At 74.5% G+C, this 19,284-nt stretch carries 17 protein-coding genes and 6 pseudogenes; 22 read left to right on the top strand and 1 reads right to left on the bottom strand.

What is annotated here, in order from left to right; translation table 11 throughout:
• Positions 1-12: 12 nt before the first annotated feature.
• The 9 genes and pseudogenes from QQK45_RS22710 to QQK45_RS20490 all read left to right on the top strand — a co-directional run.
• A pseudogene (locus tag QQK45_RS22710) lies at positions 13-216 on the top strand (PTS-dependent dihydroxyacetone kinase phosphotransferase subunit DhaM); the annotation flags it as partial.
• A 200-nt stretch (positions 217-416) separates the two neighbouring features.
• Positions 417-671, top strand: coding sequence for an HPr family phosphocarrier protein (locus QQK45_RS22705; protein WP_348525313.1), 255 nt, complete (start codon positions 417-419; stop codon positions 669-671).
• A gap of 223 nt (positions 672-894) precedes the next feature.
• Complete coding sequence (locus QQK45_RS20525; RefSeq protein ID WP_348525312.1) at positions 895-1,305, top strand: DUF4233 domain-containing protein; 411 nt, start codon at positions 895-897, stop codon at positions 1,303-1,305.
• A gap of 42 nt (positions 1,306-1,347) precedes the next feature.
• The gene (gene ndk, locus QQK45_RS20520; RefSeq protein ID WP_284294773.1) at positions 1,348-1,782 is read left to right on the top strand and encodes a nucleoside-diphosphate kinase; all 435 of its coding nucleotides are present in this window, start codon (positions 1,348-1,350) and stop codon (positions 1,780-1,782) included.
• 81 nt (positions 1,783-1,863) lie between these two features.
• Positions 1,864-5,438: pseudogene (smc, locus tag QQK45_RS20510) on the top strand (chromosome segregation protein SMC).
• Positions 5,439-5,882: 444 nt separating this feature from the next.
• Positions 5,883-6,203: a hypothetical protein gene (locus QQK45_RS20505; RefSeq protein ID WP_284294771.1), complete on the top strand. Its 321-nt coding sequence runs from the start codon at positions 5,883-5,885 to the stop codon at positions 6,201-6,203.
• A gap of 86 nt (positions 6,204-6,289) precedes the next feature.
• Positions 6,290-7,471 carry a signal recognition particle-docking protein FtsY gene (ftsY, locus tag QQK45_RS20500; RefSeq protein WP_431310310.1) on the top strand — a complete coding sequence of 394 codons (1,182 nt, stop codon included), beginning with the start codon at positions 6,290-6,292 and terminating at the stop codon, positions 7,469-7,471.
• A 182-nt stretch (positions 7,472-7,653) separates the two neighbouring features.
• Complete coding sequence (locus QQK45_RS20495; RefSeq protein ID WP_284294770.1) at positions 7,654-8,988, top strand: ammonium transporter; 1,335 nt, start codon at positions 7,654-7,656, stop codon at positions 8,986-8,988.
• Entirely contained in the window at positions 8,985-9,323 is a 339-nt protein-coding gene (locus QQK45_RS20490) for a P-II family nitrogen regulator (protein WP_036951550.1), read from the top strand. The genes QQK45_RS20495 and QQK45_RS20490 overlap by 4 nt, the downstream gene beginning before the upstream one ends.
• Here QQK45_RS20490 and QQK45_RS22700 read toward each other — a convergent pair.
• Positions 9,320-9,646: a hypothetical protein gene (locus tag QQK45_RS22700; RefSeq protein ID WP_348525390.1), complete on the bottom strand. Its 327-nt coding sequence runs from the start codon at positions 9,644-9,646 to the stop codon at positions 9,320-9,322. The two genes, QQK45_RS20490 and QQK45_RS22700, sit on opposite strands and share 4 nt — an antisense overlap.
• Between QQK45_RS22700 and QQK45_RS22695 the strand changes: the two genes are divergently transcribed.
• The 13 genes and pseudogenes from QQK45_RS22695 to QQK45_RS20435 all read left to right on the top strand — a co-directional run bounded on the left by QQK45_RS22695 (position 9,560) and on the right by QQK45_RS20435 (position 19,158).
• Positions 9,560-10,609: a [protein-PII] uridylyltransferase family protein gene (locus QQK45_RS22695; RefSeq protein ID WP_348525311.1), complete on the top strand. Its 1,050-nt coding sequence runs from the start codon at positions 9,560-9,562 to the stop codon at positions 10,607-10,609. The genes QQK45_RS22700 and QQK45_RS22695 overlap by 87 nt on opposite strands.
• A pseudogene (locus QQK45_RS22690) lies at positions 10,570-10,881 on the top strand (HD domain-containing protein); the annotation flags it as partial. The gene QQK45_RS22695 and the pseudogene QQK45_RS22690, both read left to right, overlap by 40 nt.
• Before the next feature lie 353 nt (positions 10,882-11,234).
• Positions 11,235-12,862 (top strand): annotated as a pseudogene (gene ffh / locus QQK45_RS20480) (signal recognition particle protein).
• Positions 12,863-12,963: 101 nt separating this feature from the next.
• A complete protein-coding gene (locus QQK45_RS20475; RefSeq protein ID WP_284294769.1) occupies positions 12,964-14,079 on the top strand; it encodes an amidohydrolase family protein in 1,116 nt (371 codons plus the stop codon).
• Between the two features lie 191 nt (positions 14,080-14,270).
• On the top strand, positions 14,271-14,702 hold the full coding sequence (gene rpsP / locus QQK45_RS20470) for a 30S ribosomal protein S16 (RefSeq protein ID WP_284294768.1): 432 nt from the start codon (positions 14,271-14,273) through the stop codon (positions 14,700-14,702).
• Positions 14,702-14,941: an RNA-binding protein gene (locus tag QQK45_RS20465; RefSeq protein ID WP_036951536.1), complete on the top strand. Its 240-nt coding sequence runs from the start codon at positions 14,702-14,704 to the stop codon at positions 14,939-14,941. The genes rpsP and QQK45_RS20465 overlap by 1 nt, the downstream gene beginning before the upstream one ends.
• Before the next feature lie 108 nt (positions 14,942-15,049).
• A pseudogene (locus QQK45_RS23530) lies at positions 15,050-15,379 on the top strand (ribosome maturation factor RimM); the annotation flags it as partial.
• Positions 15,380-15,480: 101 nt separating this feature from the next.
• Positions 15,481-15,609, top strand: a complete 129-nt coding sequence (locus QQK45_RS23630) for a hypothetical protein (RefSeq protein ID WP_488803266.1) — start codon at positions 15,481-15,483, stop codon at positions 15,607-15,609.
• 1 nt (position 15,610) lies between these two features.
• Positions 15,611-16,410: pseudogene (gene trmD / locus QQK45_RS20455) on the top strand (tRNA (guanosine(37)-N1)-methyltransferase TrmD).
• Positions 16,411-16,639: 229 nt separating this feature from the next.
• Positions 16,640-16,999 carry a 50S ribosomal protein L19 gene (rplS, locus tag QQK45_RS20450; RefSeq protein ID WP_284294767.1) on the top strand — a complete coding sequence of 120 codons (360 nt, stop codon included), beginning with the start codon at positions 16,640-16,642 and terminating at the stop codon, positions 16,997-16,999.
• Positions 17,000-17,131: 132 nt separating this feature from the next.
• Positions 17,132-17,944 (top strand): signal peptidase I, encoded by an 813-nt coding sequence (lepB, locus tag QQK45_RS20445; protein WP_284294766.1) that lies wholly within the window; start codon positions 17,132-17,134, stop codon positions 17,942-17,944.
• 5 nt (positions 17,945-17,949) lie between these two features.
• Positions 17,950-18,792: a ribonuclease HII gene (gene rnhB, locus QQK45_RS20440; RefSeq protein WP_431310353.1), complete on the top strand. Its 843-nt coding sequence runs from the start codon at positions 17,950-17,952 to the stop codon at positions 18,790-18,792.
• 66 nt (positions 18,793-18,858) lie between these two features.
• Complete coding sequence (locus tag QQK45_RS20435; RefSeq protein WP_036951525.1) at positions 18,859-19,158, top strand: DUF2469 domain-containing protein; 300 nt, start codon at positions 18,859-18,861, stop codon at positions 19,156-19,158.
• The last annotated feature ends 126 nt before the right edge of the window (positions 19,159-19,284 follow it).

Genomic DNA, 19,284 nt, shown 5'->3' with positions numbered 1-19,284 from the left:
CTGGCCGCGCAGATGGCGCCCGCGGTGACGATCGAGGCGGCGGGCGGCCTGCCCGACGGCGGCCTGGGCACCGACTTCGACCGGGTCCAGGACGCGATCGGCCGGGCCCTGGCGGCGGCCGACGGCGTCGTCGTGCTGGCCGACCTGGGTTCGGCGATCCTCACGGTCGAGTCGGTGGTCGAGTTCCTCGACCCCGACGCCGCCGCCCGCGTGCACCTGGCGACGGCGCCGTTCGTGGAGGGCGCCGTCGCGTCGGCCGTCGCCGCGAACGGGGAGAGCCCGCGGACGCCGTCCTGCGCGTCGCGGAGGAAGCGGGCCGTACGTTCGCGCCGACCGCGAGCCCCGGGCCGCCCCCGACGTCCCCGCCTCCGGAGGGCGGCGGCGAGGCCGGTCCCGGTGCACGCGATGCTGCCGCGGTGCTCCGCCGGACCGTCACGATCCGCAACCCGCTCGGTCTGCACGCCCGCCCGGCTGCCGAGCTCGCCCGGACCGCCTCCGGCTTCGATGCCGAGGTCACCGTCGGCGGGGTCGAGGCGGCGAGCGTGCTCGAGCTCATGGGTCTCGGGGTCACTGGCGGCCAGGAGGTCGAGGTCACCGCGAGCGGTCCGCAGGCGCACGAGGCTCTCGACGCCGTCGCGGGCGCGATCGAGGGCGGCTTCGGCGAGGCCTGACCCGCGCCCCGCCGACCACGCCTGACCGCGAGGTAGATGGCGCGGACGTCTACTTCGCGGGCCGAAGCGCCCGCGCCGGACCGTATCCTGGAGCGGTGAGCAGCACCCCTCCGACGGCCCCGCGCGCCCCGAGCCCCAGCGTCGCACCCTGCCCAAGGACGTCCCGCTGCCGGGCGACCGGATCAAGCCGCGCGCCGCCGCCAAGCCCCAGTTCACGCAGACCGTGCTGCTGCTCGAGGCGTTCGTCGTCTTCTTCTGCACCCTGGTGGCGTACGGGCTGCGGACCGTCCCGAACGCCTGGCCGCTGTTCGACCCGCCGAGCGGAGCCGTCATCTGGACGGTCGGCCTCGTGCTGTCGGTCGTGCTGCTCGTCCTGTCCCGGCTCGTGACGGCACCGGGCGGCTACCTCGCCGGCACCCTCGTGCAGGTCCCGGTCATCGCGGGCGGGCTCGCGGTGCCGTTCATGTTCGTCGCCGGCGGCATCTTCGCCGTGCTCTGGGTGGCCGCGCTGCGGCTCGGCGGGCGCGTCGACGCCGAGCGCGCCGTGTACGACGCGGAGCACCCCGAGACGGCGCCGAACGTCGAGCCGAAGGTGCGCGGCCGCCGTCGGGCAGGCACCGGTCCGGACGCCTGAGCAGGGCGAGGACGCCGTCGTCGCGCCGGTAGGGTGTGGCCCATGAGCACGCCGAACAGCACCGAACGCACCCTCGTCCTCGTCAAGCCCGACGGCGTCCGCCGCGGCCTCGTGGGGGAGGTCCTGCGACGGATCGAGGCCAAGGGCTACGCGCTTGCCGCCGTCCAGCTGCTCACCGCCTCCGACGAGCTCCTCGCCGCGCACTACGCCGAGCACGAGGGCAAGCCGTTCTACGCCCCGCTCGTCGAGTTCATGAAGTCCGGGCCCGTCGTCGCGGTCGTCGCCGAGGGCCAGGGCGTCATCCCGGGCTTCCGCTCGCTCGCGGGCGCCACGGACCCGACGGCCGCCGCGCCCGGCACGATCCGCGGCGACCTCGGCCGCGACTGGGGCCTCAAGGTCCAGCAGAACCTCGTCCACGGCTCCGACTCGGTCGAGTCCGCCGAGCGCGAGATCGGGCTCTGGTTCCCCGGCCTGTGAGGTTCCGGCACGAGCCGACCCGGAGTGAGGTCGGCGTCGAGGTCCCTGGATTCCTTCGCCTCCCGAACTAGGCTCGGCGTCGTGCACCTCAAGACCCTCACGCTCCGCGGGTTCAAGTCGTTCGCGTCGTCGACGACGCTGCGGTTCGAGCCCGGCGTGACGTGCGTGGTGGGCCCGAACGGCTCCGGGAAGTCGAACGTCGTCGACGCGCTGGCCTGGGTGATGGGCGAGCAGGGGGCCAAGTCGCTGCGCGGCGGCAAGATGGAGGACGTCATCTTCGCCGGCACAGCGGGGCGCCCCCGCTCGGCCGTGCCGAGGTCTCGCTCACCATCGACAACGCCGACGGCGCGCTGCCCATCGAGTACTCCGAGGTCACGATCAGCCGCACGCTGTTCCGCAGCGGCGGCAGCGAGTACGCGATCAACGGGTCGTCGTGCCGACTCCTCGACATCCAGGACCTGCTCTCCGACTCGGGGATCGGGCGCGAGATGCACGTCATCGTCGGGCAGGGACAGCTCGACGCCGTCCTGCGGGCCACGCCCGAGGAGCGCCGCGGGTTCGTCGAGGAGGCCGCTGGCGTCCTCAAGCACCGCAAGCGCAAGGAGAAGGCGGTCCGCAAGCTCGACGCGATGCAGGGCAACCTCACGCGGCTCGCGGACCTCACGTCGGAGGTGCGGCGCCAGCTCGGGCCGCTCGGCCGCCAGGCCGAGGTGGCGCGCAAGGCCCAGTTCATCCAGGCCGACGTGCGCGACGCGCGGTCCCGTCTGCTCGCCGACGACCTCGCCCAGGCGCTCGCGTCCCTCGAGCAGGACCTCGCCGGCGAGACGGCGCTGCGCGAGCAGCAGGCGCGCGTCGAGGCGGCTCTCACCGCGGCGCGCGAGGCGCTGACCGGGCTCGAGCAGCAGGCCGCCGCGGCCAGCCCGGCCGTCACGGAGGCCAACGACACGTACTACCGGCTGTCGGCGCTGCGCGAGCGGCTGCGCGGCACCCAGACGCTCGCGGCCGAGCGGCTCCGGCTGCTCGGCTCCGCGGAGCCGCTCCAGCGCGGCGCCGACCCCGACGACCTCGACGCGCAGGCGGAGCGTGCCCGCGACGCGGAGCGTGAGCTCACGAGCGAGGTCGAGCTCGCCCGCGCTGGGCTCGAGGAGGCCGTCGAGGCGCGGGCCGGGGCCGAGGACGCCGCGACCGCCGCGGAGCGCGCGCTCGCGGCGTTGCAGCGTGCGTCCGCCGACCGGCGCGAGGGGCTCGCCCGGCTGTCCGGCCAGGTGGCCGCCCAGCGCAGTCGGGTCGAGGCGACCCAGGCCGAGCTCGGCCGGATCCGCGAGGCGGTCGCCGAGGCGGAGCGGCGCGGGGCCGAGGCCGGCGCGCGCTTCACCGAGCTGGAGGCCCGAGTCGTGGGCGACGAGGCCGGCGAGGTCGATCTCGACACCGAGCACGAGGAGGCGGCCGGGGCTCTCGAGGCCGCGGTCGCCCGGGTCGCCGGGCTCAAGGAGCAGGCCGCCGATGCCGAGCGCGACCGCACGCAGTGGTCCGCGCGCGTCGAGGCGCTCGAGCTGAGCCTCGACCGCAAGGACGGCGCGGGCGCCCTGCTCGCCGACGACCAGCCGGGCACGCTCGGGTCCGTCGCGGCGACGCTCGCCGTCGAGCCCGGGTTCGAGGACGCGGTCGCCGCCGCCCTCGGCCCGCTGGCCGACGCCGTCGCCGTCGAGTCCCTCGACGCCGCGGTCGACGCGCTGCGCTGGCTGCGCGAGCAGGACGCCGGTCGCGCGACGCTCGTCGTCGGGGAGCCCGGTGCCGCCGGCCCCTCTCGTCCGGGCGGCGTCACGCTGCCCGACGGTGCACGGTGGGCCACCGAGGCCGTCACCGCGGCCCCTTCGGCGCGGGCGGGGCTGGACGCGCTGCTCGCGGACGTCGTCGTCGTGCCGGACCTCGCCCACGGGCGGGCGCTCGTCGCCGCGCACCCTGCCGTCCGCGTCGTGACGCTCGGCGGGGACCTGCTCGCGGGCGCGCACGCCGCGGGCGGGTCGGCGTCGTCCCCCGGTGTCCTGCACCTGCAGGCCGCGCTCGAGGAGGGGCGCCACGCGCTCGAGGTCGCGGTCGCGGCGGGGGAGCGGGCCCGCTTCGAGCTGGCCGGTGCTACCCAGGCCGAGGAGTCCGCCCGCGCCCGCCACGACGAGACCCTCGCACGCCTCAACGAGTCCGACGCGCGCCTCGCGGCCGTCGCAGAGGAGCTCGGGCACCTGGGCGCGACCGCCCGCGCGGCGCGCGCCGAGGCCGAGCGCGCGGGCGACCGCCTCGCGACGGCGGAGGCGTCGCTCGTCGAGCAGGAGGAGGCGCTCGAAGCGCTCACGGCTCGCCTGGAGGCCGCCCAGCTCGCCCCCGAGGAGTCCGAGGACGCGATCGAGGCAGCCACCGAGGAGCAGGACGCCCGGGCGCAGGCGGCGACGGCGGCACGGCAGCAGGAGACCGAGGCGCGCCTCGCCCTGCGCACGAGCGAGGAGCGGGCGCGAGCGCTCGCGGGGCGCGCCCAGTCGCTCGCTCGCGCGGCCGCCGCCGAGCGCGAGGCTCGCCGCGTCGCCGCCGAACGCGAACGGGCCCGCGCCGTCCAGGCCGCACGCGCCCAGGCCGTCGTCACCGGCGCCGGGCTGGCGCTCGCCGCCGTCGAACGGGCCGTCGCCCAGGCCGCCGACGAGCGCGCCGCCGCTGAGGCCGCCCGCGCCGAACGGGAGGTCGGGCTCGTCAGCGCGCGGGCCGACGTCGAGAAGCTCGTCGGCGAGCTCCGCGACCTCACCGACGTCGCCCACCGCGACGAGGTCGCACGGGCCCAGCAGCAGCTCCGGGTCGAACAGCTCCAGCAGCGCGCCGTCGACGAGCTCGGGGTCGACCCCGAGGTGCTCGTGGACGAGTTCGGCCCGCACCGGTCCGTCCCGGTCCTCGATGCCGCGCCCGACGACGACCCCGACGCCCCGCCCCGCGAGGTGCCGTTCGACCGGGCCGAGCAGGAGAAGCGCCTGCGCACCGCCGAACGCCGCCTCGGCCAGCTCGGGCGCGTCAACCCTCTCGCCCTCGAGGAGTTCGCCGCCCTCGAGGAGCGCCACACCTTCCTCACCGAGCAGCTCGCCGACCTCAAGAAGTCCCGCGCCGACCTGCTCGAGATCGTCAAGGAGATCGACGAGCGCGTCGAACGGGTCTTCGCCGAGGCCTACGCGGACACCGCCGCCCAGTTCGAGCAGGTGTTCCCCCGGCTGTTCCCCGGCGGCGAGGGGCGGCTCGTGCTCACCGACCCGTCCGACATGCTCGCCACCGGCATCGAGGTCGAGGCACGCCCCGCCGGCAAGAAGGTCAAGCGGCTGTCCCTGCTGTCCGGCGGCGAGCGCTCCCTGACCGCCGTCGCGCTCCTCGTGTCCATCTTCAAGGCGCGGCCCAGCCCGTTCTACGTGATGGACGAGGTCGAGGCCGCCCTCGACGACACCAACCTCGGGCGGCTCCTCGAGATCTTCGCCGAGCTCCAGCGCGACTCCCAGCTCATCGTGATCACGCACCACAAGCGCACCATGGAGATCGCGGACGCCCTCTACGGCGTGACGATGCGCGGCGACGGCGTGACGACGGTCATCTCGCAGCGGCTGCGGTCGGAGGAGCCGGTCGGCGCGTAGGTGGTGCCCCGTTCGTGGGTCTGGTCCGCGGGGGACGGGGTGTGTTGTGCGCCGGCTTCCATCCGCCTCCGCTCGTTCCTCGCTCCGGCTCCCGCCAGACCCGCCACGACGGCGCACAACACACCCCGACCCCCGCTCACGTCGTCGGGTCGCCTTCGCGCGTCGGTGCCCGGCCGGCTCGTCTTCGCTCCCGAGTACGAGCGTTTCCGTCGAGTACGAGGGACGAGTGCTCGAACTCGGCGGAAGCCCTCGTACTCGGCGCCGCGGGCCCGTCGCGCCCTCACCCCGCCCTGCGCCCCCAGGCAGGACCGTCGGGCCCCGCCCACATCACGGCGAGGTCACGGATACGGAGCAGTTGTGTGCCCTGGGTGAAGGTCGGTATCGATTCGGAAACGCACAGGGTGCCCGAGGTGCGGCCCCAGGCTGGTCGCCGATACTGGGACCGTGGTGCAGCTCTGGTTCTGGATGGTCGTCGCTCTCGTCGCCGCGGTCGCGGTGCTCTACGCCGTGCTCCGGGTCGAGCGTCGGGACAACCCCGAGCTGCCCGCTACCGGCATGCGCGGGTTCGTCGCCGACTTCCGGGCGGGCTGGCAGGACATCCGCGCCGAGCGGCTCGCGCGCAAGCACCCGGACCGCGCGACCGCCGTGGCCGCGCACCTCGCGCCGCCCGTCGTCGACACGCAGCTCGACGACGTCTTCGAGTGGTCGGAGCCCGACGACGCGAACCGCGACTGGCACGACTGGCGGCACGCCGCGCGCGGCTGAGCGCGCCGACGCCGCCGACCGGCTGAGCGCCTCGCCCGGCGCGGGTCGGGTGGGCCGGGACCTCCGAGCCTGGGACACTGGTCCGCGTGGACCTCTGGCTGTGGATCGTCATCGCTGTCGTGCTCGTCGCCGTCGTGGCGGGCCTCGTCGGGAACCGGGTCGGCGCGTCGCGTCGGCGTCGGGCCGGTGGAGCGCCCGCGGCCCCTCCGGTCGCCGAGGCCCCGCCGTCTCCTGAGTCACCGTCGCCGACCGCCACGGCCCCGCAGGCGCCGGCCGTCGAGCCCGAGGTCGCCGAGGCCGAGGTCGCGCCCGAGCTCGAGCGCCCGGAGCCCGTTGCCGGCCGCCTGGTCCGGCTCCGCGGCCGTCTGGCCCGTTCCGGCTCGCCGCTCGGTGCGCGCCTGCTCGCGGTCCTGTCCCGCGACCACCTGACCGAGGACGACTGGGACGAGCTCGAGGAGACCCTGCTCCTCGCCGACGTCGGTGCAGGCCCGACGGGCGAGATCGTCGAGGCGCTGCGGACCCGCGTCCGCGTCGAGGGCGTCAAGGATGCGGCAGCGGTGCGCGAGCTCCTGCGCTCGGAGCTCCTCGCGATCGTCGACCCGACCCTCGACCGCTCGCTCGCGACCGAGCGCCACCCGGGTCCGGACGGGAGCGAGGTGCCCGCCGTCGTGCTCGTCGTCGGGGTCAACGGCACCGGCAAGACCACGACCATCGGCAAGCTCTCCCGGGTGCTCGTCGCGGAGGGGCGCAGCGTCGTCCTCGGCGCGGCGGACACCTTCCGCGCGGCTGCCGCGGACCAGCTCGAGACGTGGGGCTCGCGCGTCGGCGTCCCGACGGTGCGCTCCGACCGCGACGGCGCGGACCCTGCCGCGGTCGCGTTCGACGCGGTCCGCAGGGGGCGTACGGAGGGCGTGGACGTCGTCGTCGTCGACACCGCGGGGCGCCTGCAGAACAAGGCCGGCCTCATGGACGAGCTCGGGAAGATCACGCGGGTGATCACCAAGGAGGCGCCCCTCACCGAGGTGCTCCTCGTGCTCGACGCGACGACCGGCCAGAACGGGCTCACGCAGGCCCGCGTGTTCGGCGAGGTCGCGGGCGTCACGGGCATCGTGCTGACCAAGCTCGACGGCACGGCGCGCGGAGGGATCGTCGTCGCCGTGCAGCGCGAGCTAGGGGTGCCGGTCAAGCTCGTCGGCCTCGGCGAGGGTCCCGACGACCTCGCGCCGTTCGACCCGGAGGCCTTCGTCGACGGTCTGCTCGGCGACTGACGGGGACGCCCGACCGGCCGCCCGCGGCCGCCGCGAAACCCAACATTTACGCCCGGGCGGCGTATGTCACCTGCCTGTAACACGCTCCGCGACCGGGCGAAACCCGTCGCCGAGAACGTTGTCCCCGACCGGCCGCCCAGGTCGGCGGAGGGAGAGACGGGCACATGGCAACAGGAGCCTTGATGGCGGCGGACGCCTTCAAGCTGGACACGGGCAACACGGCCTGGATGATGACGTCCGCGGTCATCGTCCTCATGATGACGGTCCCCGGGCTGGCGTTCTTCTACGGCGGCATGGTCCGCTCGAAGTCGGTCCTCAACATGATGGTGATGAACTTCGTCGCCGCCGGGGTCGTCGGCTTCATCTGGATCCTCTACGGATACTCGATGACCTTCTCGACGGACACGTCGGGCATCAACGAGATCTTCGCGAACCCGTTCAAGTACTTCGGGCTCGTCGGGCTGACCGACGACAACAGCCTCCTCGGCGGCGGCGGCGTCCCCGCCCTGGTCGCGGTCGGGTTCCAGGCGACGTTCGCGGTCATCACGGTCGCGCTCATCACCGGCGCGATCGCCGACCGCATCAAGCTCGGCAGCTGGATCGCCTTCTCGGCGGTCTGGGTGACGGCGGTCTACTTCCCGCTCGCCCACATGGTCTGGGGCGGCGGCCTGCTCAGCGGCGACGGCCCCATCGCGAGCGCGCTGTCCACGCCGATCGACTTCGCGGGTGGCACGGTCGTCCACATCGACGCCGGTGCGGCGGGCCTCGCGCTCGCGCTGATCCTGGGCCGCCGCAAGGGCTGGCCCAAGGAGCCCATGCGGCCCCACAACCTGCCGTACGTCATGCTCGGCGCCGCGCTCCTGTGGGTCGGCTGGTTCGGGTTCAACGCCGGCTCCGAGGGTGCCGCGGACGGCACGGCCGGCCGCGCGTGGATCAACACCTTCGTGGCCACGTGCGTCGCGATGCTCGCCTGGATGGCCACGGAGAAGTTCCGTGACGGCAAGGCCACGTCGCTCGGCGCGGCGTCCGGCGTCGTCGCCGGCCTGGTCGCGATCACCCCGGCCGCGGCCGCGGTCGACTCCTACGGCGCGATGATCATCGGCCTCGTCGCGGGCGTCCTGTGCGCTCTCGCGGTGGGCCTGAAGTTCCGGTTCGGTTTCGACGACGCGCTCGACGTGGTCGGCGTCCACCTCGTCGGCGGCATCGTCGGCACCGTCCTGATCGGCTTCCTCGCCACCGACAAGCAGGGCGGGTTCCTGCCCGAGGGCGCGGAGCGGGGCCTCCTCTACGGTGGAGGTGTGACCCAGCTCGCGACCCAGGTCGTGGTCGCAGCCATCGCGGTCGTCTTCTCGTTCGTCCTGACCTACGTGATCGGCCTCATCATCAAGGCGATCACCGGTCTGCGGGTCGCGGAGGCCGACGAGGTCGGCGGCGTCGACTTCGCGCTCCACGGCGAGACCGCGTACGACACCACCCCCGCCACCGGCGGGCGCGTCAAGGAGGGCATCTCGGCATGAAGCTCGTCACCGCAATCATCCAGCCCCACCGGCTCGACGACGTGAAGTCGGCCCTCGAGGCCGCCGGCGTCAAGGGCATGACCGTCTCGGAGGCGAGCGGGTACGGGCGCCAGAAGGGTCACACCGAGGTCTACCGCGGCGCGGAGTACACGGTCGACCTGGTCCCGAAGGTCCGCGTCGAGGTCCTGGTCGACGACCCGGACGCGTCGGCCGTGACCGAGGCGATCGTGTCGGCGTCGCAGACCGGCAAGATCGGTGACGGCAAGGTGTGGACCGTCCCGGTGGACGCGGTCACCCGGGTCCGCACCGGTGAGACCGGCGCGGAGGCCCTCTAACCGATGACCCACGGACAGCCTGCCGGGGGCAGCAGCCTGTCGAGGAGCAGCCGCAGGTCCCGGGCCCCGTCGGGGTCCGGGACCTGCGGTCCGCCCTCCTCGAGACCGGCGCCCGGCTCTCCGGGCCCGGTCGCAGCGGGGTCGCGCGGCGTGCCGCGCTCGTCGCGCTCGTCGACGGCGCGCTGGGGACGCTCTGGGCGGAGGCGACCGCGGGCCTCGCGGACGACGACGGCGCGGTGCCGGGCCTCGCGCTGGCGGCGGTCGGGAGCCTGGGCCGCGGCGACCTCGGCCCGGCCAGCGACCTCGACCTCGTGCTGGTCCACGACGGCCGGACCCACGACGCCGAGACGGTCACCCGGGTGGCGGAGCGGCTCTGGTACCCGCTCTGGGACGCGAAGGTCGAGCTCGACCACGCGGTCCGCACGCTCTCGCAGTGCCGTCAGGTCGCGTCCAAGGATCTGCCCGCCGCCGTCGGCTGGCTCGACGTGCGCCCGGTGGCCGGCGACCCCGTCGTCGTGCACCGGGCGGCGTCCGCGGTGCTGGGGGACTGGCGGTCGGCGTCGCGTCGCCGGCTCCCGGAGCTCCTCGCGTCGACCAAGGAGCGCGCCGACCGGTTCGGCGAGCTCGCGTACCTGATCGAGCCCGACCTCAAGGAGTCGCGGGGCGGGATCCGCGACGCCGTGGTGCTCTCCGCGCTCGCCGCGACCTGGCTCACCGACCGTCCCCACGGCGACGTCGACCGTGCCACCACGCACCTGCTCGACGTGCGCGACGCCGTGCACGTCGTCGCGCGGCGCCGCACCAACCGGCTCGTGCTGCAGGACCTGGAGGAAGTGGCCGGCGTGTCCGGCTACGACGACGGCGACGCGCTGCTCGCGGGGCTCGCCGAGGCGGGCCGCGAGATCAGCTACGCGCTCGACACGACCGTCCGGCGCGCGCGCCAGGCCCTCCAGCGACCGCGCCTCGCGCGGCCGGTGCTCGTCCGGGGACGGCGCGCGGCCCCCGGCTGCGTCCGGTGGGCGACGGGCTCGTCGAGCACGACGGCGAGCTGGTCCTCGCGGTCGACGCGCACCCCGAGGCCGACCCGGTCCTCCCGTTGCGCGCCGCGGCGACGGCCGCGCGCACGGGTCTCGTGTTCTCGCCGGTCTCGGTCGGCTCGCTGGCGCGCTGCCCGGCCCTGCCCGAGCCGTGGCCCCGCGCGGCCCGTCAGGCGTTCCTCACGCTGCTCGGCAGCGGGCACGCCCAGGTGCCCGTGTGGGAGGCGCTCGACCTGGCCGGCGTCGTGACGACGTGGATCCCGGAGTGGGCGGGCGTCCGGAACCGGCCGCAGCGCGCCGCGATCCATCGGCACACCGTGGACCGGCACCTCGTCGAGGTCGTCGCCCGTGCTGCCCGCGACAAGCGCCAGGTCGCGCTGCCCGATACGCTCCTGCTCGCCGCGCTGCTGCACGACATCGGCAAGCGCGCAGGCGCCGAGGACCACGCCGTCGAGGGCGCCCGGCTCGTGCCGGCGATCCTCGACCGGATGGGCTTCGAGCCGTCGGTGCGCGACGACGTCACGCTGCTCGTCCGCGAGCACCTCACGCTGTCCCGGCTCGCGGTGGGCTCGGACCCGGACGACCCGGCGACGGTCGCGGAGCTCGCGGCGGCCGTGGACCACCGGCCCGACCTGCTCGAGGCGCTCCGCGCGCTCACGGAGGCGGACACGTCGTCGCTCGGGCCGGGGGCGTGGACCGCGTGGCGGCGCCGGCTCGTCGACGACCTCACCGGGCTGACGATGATCGCCCTCCGCGAACACCCGTCGGGGGCGCCGACACCGGGGAGGCCGAGCCCGCCGGGTAGGCTGGGGACGCCCTGGCAGACCGGGCTCCGTCCCCGTGCCCCACGTTCCCGAACCACTGAGGTCCCCTGGTGTTCAACACGCTCTCCGACCGGCTCGCGCAGACCTTCAAGAACCTGCGCACCAAGGGTCGTCTGTCCGAGGCGGACATCGACGCGACCATCCGCGAGATCCGCCGTGCCCTGCTCGACGCGGACGTCGCGGTGCCGGTCGTGCGTGAGTTCACCGGCCAGGTGCGCGAGCGGGCGCTCTCGGCCGAGGTGTCGGGCGCCCTCAACCCGGCGCAGCAGGTCGTCAAGATCGTCAACGAGGAGCTCGTCGGCGTCCTCGGCGGCGAGACCCGGACGCTGCGCTTCGCGAAGACCCCGCCGACCGTCATCATGCTCGCGGGCCTCCAGGGCGCCGGCAAGACGACGTTCGCGGGCAAGCTGGGCCGCTGGCTCAAGGACCAGGGGCACACGCCCTCCTCGTGGCGGCCGACCTGCAGCGCCCCAACGCGGTCACCCAGCTCTCGGTCGTCGCCGAGCGCGCGGGCGTCCCGGTGTTCGCGCCGCACCCGGGCAACCAGAGCGGCGCCGACGCGGAGAACGGACCCGTCATCGGCGACCCGGTCGCCGTCGCGCGCGACGGCGTCGAGACCGCGCGCCAGCGTCAGCACGACGTCGTGATCATCGACACCGCGGGCCGCCTCGGCGTCGACGAGCTGCTCATGCGCCAGGCCACGGACATCCGCGACGCGACGCAGCCCGACGAGGTCCTGTTCGTCATCGACGCGATGATCGGCCAGGACGCCGTCGCGACCGCGAAGGCCTTCGAGGAGGGCGTCGACTTCACCGGCGTCGTCCTGTCCAAGCTCGACGGCGACGCGCGCGGTGGTGCCGCGCTGTCGGTCACGGGCGTGACGGGCCGGCCGATCCTGTTCGCGTCGACGGGCGAGAAGCTCACCGACCTCGAGGTCTTCCACCCGGACCGGATGGCGTCGCGCATCCTCGACATGGGCGACGTGCTGACGCTCATCGAGCAGGCGGAGAAGGCGTTCGACGCCGAGCAGGCCGCTCAGATGGCCGCGAAGGTCGAGGCCGGCCAGGACTTCACGCTGGCCGACTTCCTCGTCCAGATGCAGCAGCTCAAGAACATGGGCTCGATGAAGAAGATGCTCGGGATGCTCCCGGGCATGGGCCAGATGCGTGACGCGATCGAGAACTTCGACGAGCGGGAGGTCGACCGCATCGAGGCGATCGTCCGCTCCATGACCCCCGCCGAGCGCGAGAACCCGAAGATCATCAACGGCTCGCGCCGCGCGCGCATCGCCAAGGGCTCCGGCTCGACGACCACGGACGTCAACCAGCTCCTCGAGCGGTTCGAGAACGCGCAGAAGATGATGCGCCAGGTCGCGCGCGGGGGCGGCGTCCCGGGCATGCCCGGCATGGGTGGGATCCCGGGTCTCGGCGGCGGCAAGAAGGCCCGCGGACGCCAGGCGCCGCAGCGCAAGGTGAAGGGCAAGTCCGGCAACCCCGCGAAGCGGGCGGCGCAGGAGCGGGCCGCCGCGGCGCGGGCCGCGGGCGAGACCGTCGCGGGCCCGAGCGCTCCTGGCTCGGCGTTCGGCGTCGGGCGCGGGACGGGGCCGTCCGCCTCGACCGGCGGCGGGCTCGACGGCCTGGAGCTGCCCCCGGACCTGGAGAAGTACCTGGGTCGATGACGGCTCGCCGAGCCGTTATCGTTTCGTCGCCGGGCCGGTCGCGTCGCTGATCGCCCGGGCCCCAGCGACCCGTGTCGGGTCGCGAGTCGTGAAGGAGCCAGATGTCCGCGCTCGAGGGACCGTCGCTGCACATCCGCGGGCACGTGCTGCTGGGGGACGACCGGGAGCTCACGGAGCTGTGGGTCAAGGACGGCGTCGTGTCGTTCACCCGGCCGTCCGCGCCCGGCACGCACCAGCGGACCATCGAGGGGTGGGTGCTCCCCGGGCTCGTCGACATGCACGCGCACGTCGGGCTCGGCCCGGACGGCGCCGTCGGGCTGGCGGAGGCCGAGGAGCAGGCGCGCGCCCACCGCCGGGCGGGCGTGCTGGCCGTGCGCGACGCCGGCTCGCCGACGGACACCTCTCCGCTCGTGCACCGCCCCCACCTGCCCCGCATCGTGCGTGCCGGCCGCCACCTGGCCCGGCCGAGGCGGTACGTGCGCGGCCTCGCCGAGGAGCTCGCCGACGTCGCCGACCTGCCCGAGGCGGTGCGCCGCGAGGCCCGCGCCGGCGACGGCTGGGTCAAGCTCGTCGCGGACTGGATCGACCGGGACCTCGGCGTGGACGGCGACCTCACGCCGCTGTGGCCCGACGACATCCTCGCGGAGGCGGTCGCGGTGGCGCACGGCGAGGCGGCCCGCGTCACCGCGCACACGTTCTCCGCGGAGGCCCTCCCCGGTCTGCTGGCCGCGGGCGTCGACTGCCTCGAGCACGGCACGGGCGTGCCGCCCGAGCTCATGGGCGAGCTGGCCGAGCGCGGTATCCCCGTCGTGCCGACGCTCCTGCAGGTCGCGCAGTTCGACCGGTTCGCCGCGCAGGCGGACGGGAAGTACCCGCGGTACGCCGAGCGCATGCGCCGGCTGCACGAGAACCGCTACGCCCAGGTGCGCGCGCTGTTCGACGCGGGCGTCCCGCTGCTCGTCGGCACGGACGCGGGCACCACGATGGAGCACGGCCGGCTCGCCGACGAGTGCGTGGAGCTCGTGAAGGCGGGCGTCCCGGCGTCGGAGGTCGTGGCCGCGGCGAGCTGGCGTGCCCGGCAGTTCCTCGGCCTCGGGCATCTCGTCGAGGGCGCAGTCGCCGACCTCGTCGTGTACGACGCGGACCCGCGCGAGGATATCGCGGTGCTCCGGTCGCCGCGCGCCGTGATCGTCGCGGGGGAGAACCCGCGCCGGTAGGGCGCCGCCCGCCGGTGCACGGTCGGGCGGCTCGGCTTGGAGCCGGTTGTCGTCGTCTGGCACAATGGACCCGTACTCGGCGTGCCCGGCCCCTCTCTCCGCGCACTGCCGCGTCCCTGGTCCATCACCGCCCCTGGCCCCACCGGGTGCGGGCACGGACCTCACCCCACGAACCAGGAGAGACCACCACTGTGGCCACCAAGATCCGTCTGAAGCGCCTCGGCAAGATCCGGGCCCCGTACTACCGCGTCGTCGTCGCCGACTCGCGCACCCGTCGTGACGGCCGCGCGATCGAGGAGATCGGCAAGTACCACCCGACCGAGGAGCCGTCGTTCATCGAGATCGACAGCGAGCGCGCGCAGTACTGGCTGGGCGTCGGTGCGCAGCCGACCGAGCAGGTCCTCGCCCTCCTCAAGATCACCGGCGACTGGCAGAAGTTCAAGGGCCTGCCGGGTGCCGAGGGCACGCTGAAGGTCAAGGGCGACAAGGCCGACGCCGCGACCGCGGTCGCCGCCGCCGCCGAGGCCGCCGAGAAGCACAAGGCCACCGTCGCCGAGAAGGCCGCCGCCAAGGCGACCGAGCCGGCCGAGGAGCAGGAGCCCGGCTCCGACGAGCAGGCCTGATGCTCGCCGACGCGCTCGAGCACCTCGTCCGGGGGATCGTCGACAACCCGGACGACGTGCGTGTCGCGTCGCGTGCGACGCGTCGCGGCGACCTTCTCGAGGTCCGGGTCCACCCGGACGACCTCGGGCGGGTCATCGGTCGTGGCGGGCGCACGGCGCGTGCGCTGCGCACGGTCGTCGGCGCGCTCGCGGGTGACGAGCCGGTGCGCGTCGACGTCGTGGACGTCGACCGCCGCTGACCGGCATCCGATCGATGCGGCCCGCAGCCTGAGCACGACGCGTGAGGCCCGGTCCCGGTGGGACCGGGCCTCACGCGCACTCACACCACCCCAAGGAGACCGGACGCCATGGAGCTGACCGTCGCACGCATCGGGCGCGCCCACGGGCTGCGCGGTGAGGTACGCCTCGACGTGCGCACCGACGACCCCGCGTCGCGGCTGCGGGTGGGCGAGCGTCTCACGACCGTCCCGGCGTCCGCGGGACCGCTCACGCTCGACGGCGTCCGCACCCAGAACGGCGCGTGGTACGTGCACTTCGCGGAGGCCTCGGACCGGACCGCGGCGGAGGGGCTGCGGGGCGTCGAGCTCGTCGTCGAGGCGGACGCCTCCGACGAGGAGGACGCCTGGTATCCGCACGAGCTCGCGGGTTTGCGGGCCGAGCTCGCGGACGGGACGGTCGTCGGCACCGTCGAGGGGCTCGACCCGTCGCCCGCGCACGACCTCCTGGTGGTCCGCGAGACGGGGGCGAGCGGACGCTGGTCCCGTTCGTCCGCGCGATCGTGCCCGTGGTCGACGTCCCGGGAGGAAGGGTCGTGCTCGACCCGCCCGGCGGCCTGCTGGCCCGCGACGCCGACCGGCTCGAAGTCGACCTCCCCGACGCGGGCGCGGCCCCCGAGGGCGGGGTCTGACGTGCGCGTCGACGTCGTCTCGATCTTTCCCGACTACCTCGCGCCGCTCGAGCTGTCGCTCGTCGGGAAGGCCCGCCGCGCCGGGCTGCTCGACCTGCGCGTGCACGACCTGCGGGACTGGACGACCGACCGGCACCGGACCGTCGACGACACCCCGTTCGGCGGGGGCGCAGGCATGGTCATGCGGCCCGACGTCTGGGGCCGGGCGCTCGACGACGTCCTCGGCGAGGCGGCGGACGACACGGCCGGTGACGGGGGCGACACCGTGGGCGCGCCCGTGCGCCTGGTCGTCCCGACGCCGTCGGGCGAGGTCTTCACGCAGCGCACGGCCGAGGCGTGGGCCCAGGACGCGCGGCTCGTGATCGCGTGCGGGCGCTACGAGGGCATCGACGCCCGCGTCGCCGAGCACTACCGCGAGCGCGGCGTGGCCGTGAGCGAGGTCTCGATCGGCGACTACGTGCTCAACGGGGAGAGGTCGCGGCGCTCGTCGTGGTCGAGGCCGTCGGGCGCCTGCTGCCGGGCGTCGTCGGGAACCCGGAGTCGCTCGTCGAGGAGTCGCACGGCGCGGCCGGGCTCCTCGAGTACCCCGTGTACACGAAGCCGCCGGAGTGGGAGGGGCTCGAGGTGCCCGAGGCGCTGCTGTCGGGCCACCACGCCCGGATCGCGCGGTGGCGACGGGACCGCGCGCTCGAGCGGACAGCCGCGCGTCGCCCGGACCTGCTCGAGGCCCTCGGCGTGGACGCGTTCGACGCGCACGACCGCGACGTCCTGCGCGCGGCCGGGTGGGAGCCCTCCGCCTGACGGTGCTCCCGGCGGCGGACGGCGACCACGATTGGTCGCCGTCGGCGCCGCTGTGGCAAGATTGACCCTTGGTGCGCGCCCGGCGCAGTCGTCCCACCCGCTCTGCCACGGGGGAGCAGGGACGCACGGGCACCGCGCACCGCACCCGCATCCCGCACCGGACCGTCCGCGGCACGCCCGCCGACGGCCACGAGATCGGACCTGACCCGTGGCAGGCCAGGAGACCGACATGCACACGCTCGACAGCGTCGACGCAGCCTCGCTGCGCAGCGACGTCCCGGAGTTCCGCGCCGGCGACACCCTCAAGGTCAACGTCAAGGTCGTCGAGGGCAACCGCTCCCGCGTCCAGGCGTTCCAGGGCGTCGTCATCGCCCGCCAGGGCGGGGGCGTCCGCGAGACCTTCACCGTGCGCAAGATCAGCTTCGGTGTCGGCGTGGAGCGCACGTTCCCCGTGCACTCCCCGCAGATCGACACCATCGAGGTCCTGACGCGCGGTGACGTGCGTCGCGCCAAGCTGTACTACCTGCGCAAGCTCCGCGGCAAGAAGGCCAAGATCAAGGAGAAGCGCGAGACCACGCCCTCCAAGTAAGGGCTCTCGCAGCACCCCACGACGGGCGGTCGTCCTCACCGGACGGCCGCCCGTCGTGCGTCTCCGGGGCGAGCGTGTCCGGCGGGCGAGCCGCGTTTCGTCCGTCACAGGTCGAGATGGCACAGTGGGCGCGTGAGCGCACCCACGTCGTCCGACGACGCCCAGCCCGCCGAGGGCACCGACCTGACCGCCGTACCGCTGACGGACGGCCAGGGTGGCCCGGACGACGGAGGGCGGGCCGCGACGAACCAGGGTGGTGCGGCGAGCCGCCCGGCCCCGCGCCGGTCGTCGGTCCTGCGGGAGACGGCGATCATCGTCGTGGCCGCGCTCGTCCTGTCGTGGCTCATCAAGACGTTCCTGGTCCAGGCGTTCTACATCCCCAGCGAGTCCATGGAGGACACGCTCCAGATCGGCGACCGGGTCATGGTGTCGCGGCTCGTGCCGTCGCACCTCGACGTGCACCGCGGCGACATCATCGTGTTCAAGGACCCCGGCCACTGGCTCCCCGAGCAGGAGAAGGCCGACCACGGGCCGGTGGGCAACGCCGTCGTCGACGCGCTGACGTTCGTGGGACTGCGGCCCAACGACGCCGTGGGCCACCTCATCAAGCGGGTCATCGGGCTCCCGGGCGACACGGTCGCGTGCGCGGGCCCGGGCAAGCCCGTCACGGTGAACGGCGTGGCGATCGACGAGCCGTACCTCAAGCCGGGCTCGGAGCCGAGTCAGGACGCGTTCAGCTACACCGTCCCTGCGAAGTCGCTCTTCGTGATGGGTGACAACCGGCAGGACTCGAGCGACTCGCGGTACAACACGGGCAAGCCGGGCGGCGGGTTCGTCCCGATGGACGACGTCGTCGGCACGGCGTTCGTCAAGGTCTGGCCGCTGTCCGACGCGGGTCTCCTGCGCAACCCCGGCGACACCTTCAAGGACGTGCCGAACCCGTGACGACTATGCCGTCTCGACCGGCCCGGCCACCCCGGACCGACCGGACGACCCCCGGTCGTCCGGCGGCCCGCGTGCGCACCGCCCACCTCAAGCGCGAGACGGCGTGGTTCGAGGCGGGCGCACGCACGGTCGCGGGCATGGACGAGGTGGGTCGCGGCGCGCTCGCCGGGCCGGTGAGCGTCGGTGTCGTCGTGGTGGACGCGACGACCCGGCGTGCGCCGCGCGGGCTGACCGACTCCAAGCTCCTCGCTCCCGCGCTGCGCGAGGAGATGGTGCCGAAGGTCCGCCGGTGGGGGCTCGCGTGGGCGGTCGGGCACGCGAGCAGCGCCGAGATCGACGACGTCGGGATCATCGGCGCGCTGCGGCTCGCGGGGCGCCGTGCCCTCGCGACCGTCGCGGCAGCCGGCATCCAGGTCGACGCGGTCCTGCTCGACGGCTCGCACGACTGGCTGTCCGACCCGCAGCCGGACCTGCTCGACGTCCTGGACGATCTCGGGCCGGCGCCCGACGACGGAGCCGCGGTCCCCGTCGTCCCGGGCGTCCGTGCGTACCGGCCGCTCGACCCGGCGTCGCTCCCGGCCCCGGTGCCGTCGCTCGGCGTCCGCACGCTCGTGAAGGCGGACGTGCAGTGCGCGTCGGTCGCGGCCGCGAGCGTCCTGGCGAAGTGCGAGCGCGACGCGCTCATGCGCGAGCTCGCCGGCGAGCACCCCGCGTACGACTGGCACCAGAACAAGGGCTACGCGACCGCCGCGCACGTGCGGGCCCTCGAGGAGCACGGCCCGAGCATCCTGCACCGCACGAGCTGGAATTTGCCCGGTGTGACGGGGCCCGGCGTCACCGCCGGATGAGGCCCGCCCGCCCGACGTGCGCGGACGGCGACGCGTCCGGGCAGGTCGATGGTCCATGATGGACGCGTGAGTGCGGAGGACCTCGAGAACTACGAGACCGAGATGGAGCTCGCGCTCTACCGCGAGTACCGGGACGTCGTCGGACTGTTCTCGTACGTGGTGGAGACCGAGCGACGCTTCTACCTGGCGAACCACGTCGACCTGCAGGTGCGGTCGGCGGCGGGCGAGGTCTACTTCGAGCTGCGGCTCGCGGACGCCTGGGTCTGGGACGTGTACCGGTCGGCGCGCTTCGTGAAGTCGGTGCGCGTCGTGACGTTCAAGGACGTCAACGTCGAGGAGCTCGCGAAGGCCGAGCTGCAGCTCTGACGCCCGTGGGCCGCGGCACGTGGCCCACGCACAACCGACGCGCCGACGGCCCCGTGCACACCGGCCGTACCGGCCTCCGCAGCGTCGCCCGCTCCCCGGGCAGGGTGGCCCGCGGAGGTGAGGCCC

Source organism: Luteimicrobium album, from assembly GCF_030161555.1.
Classification (GTDB): domain Bacteria; phylum Actinomycetota; class Actinomycetes; order Actinomycetales; family Cellulomonadaceae; genus Luteimicrobium; species Luteimicrobium album.
Note: the sequence above shows the minus strand (reverse complement) of the source record. Positions and strands in the feature narration are given on the sequence as shown.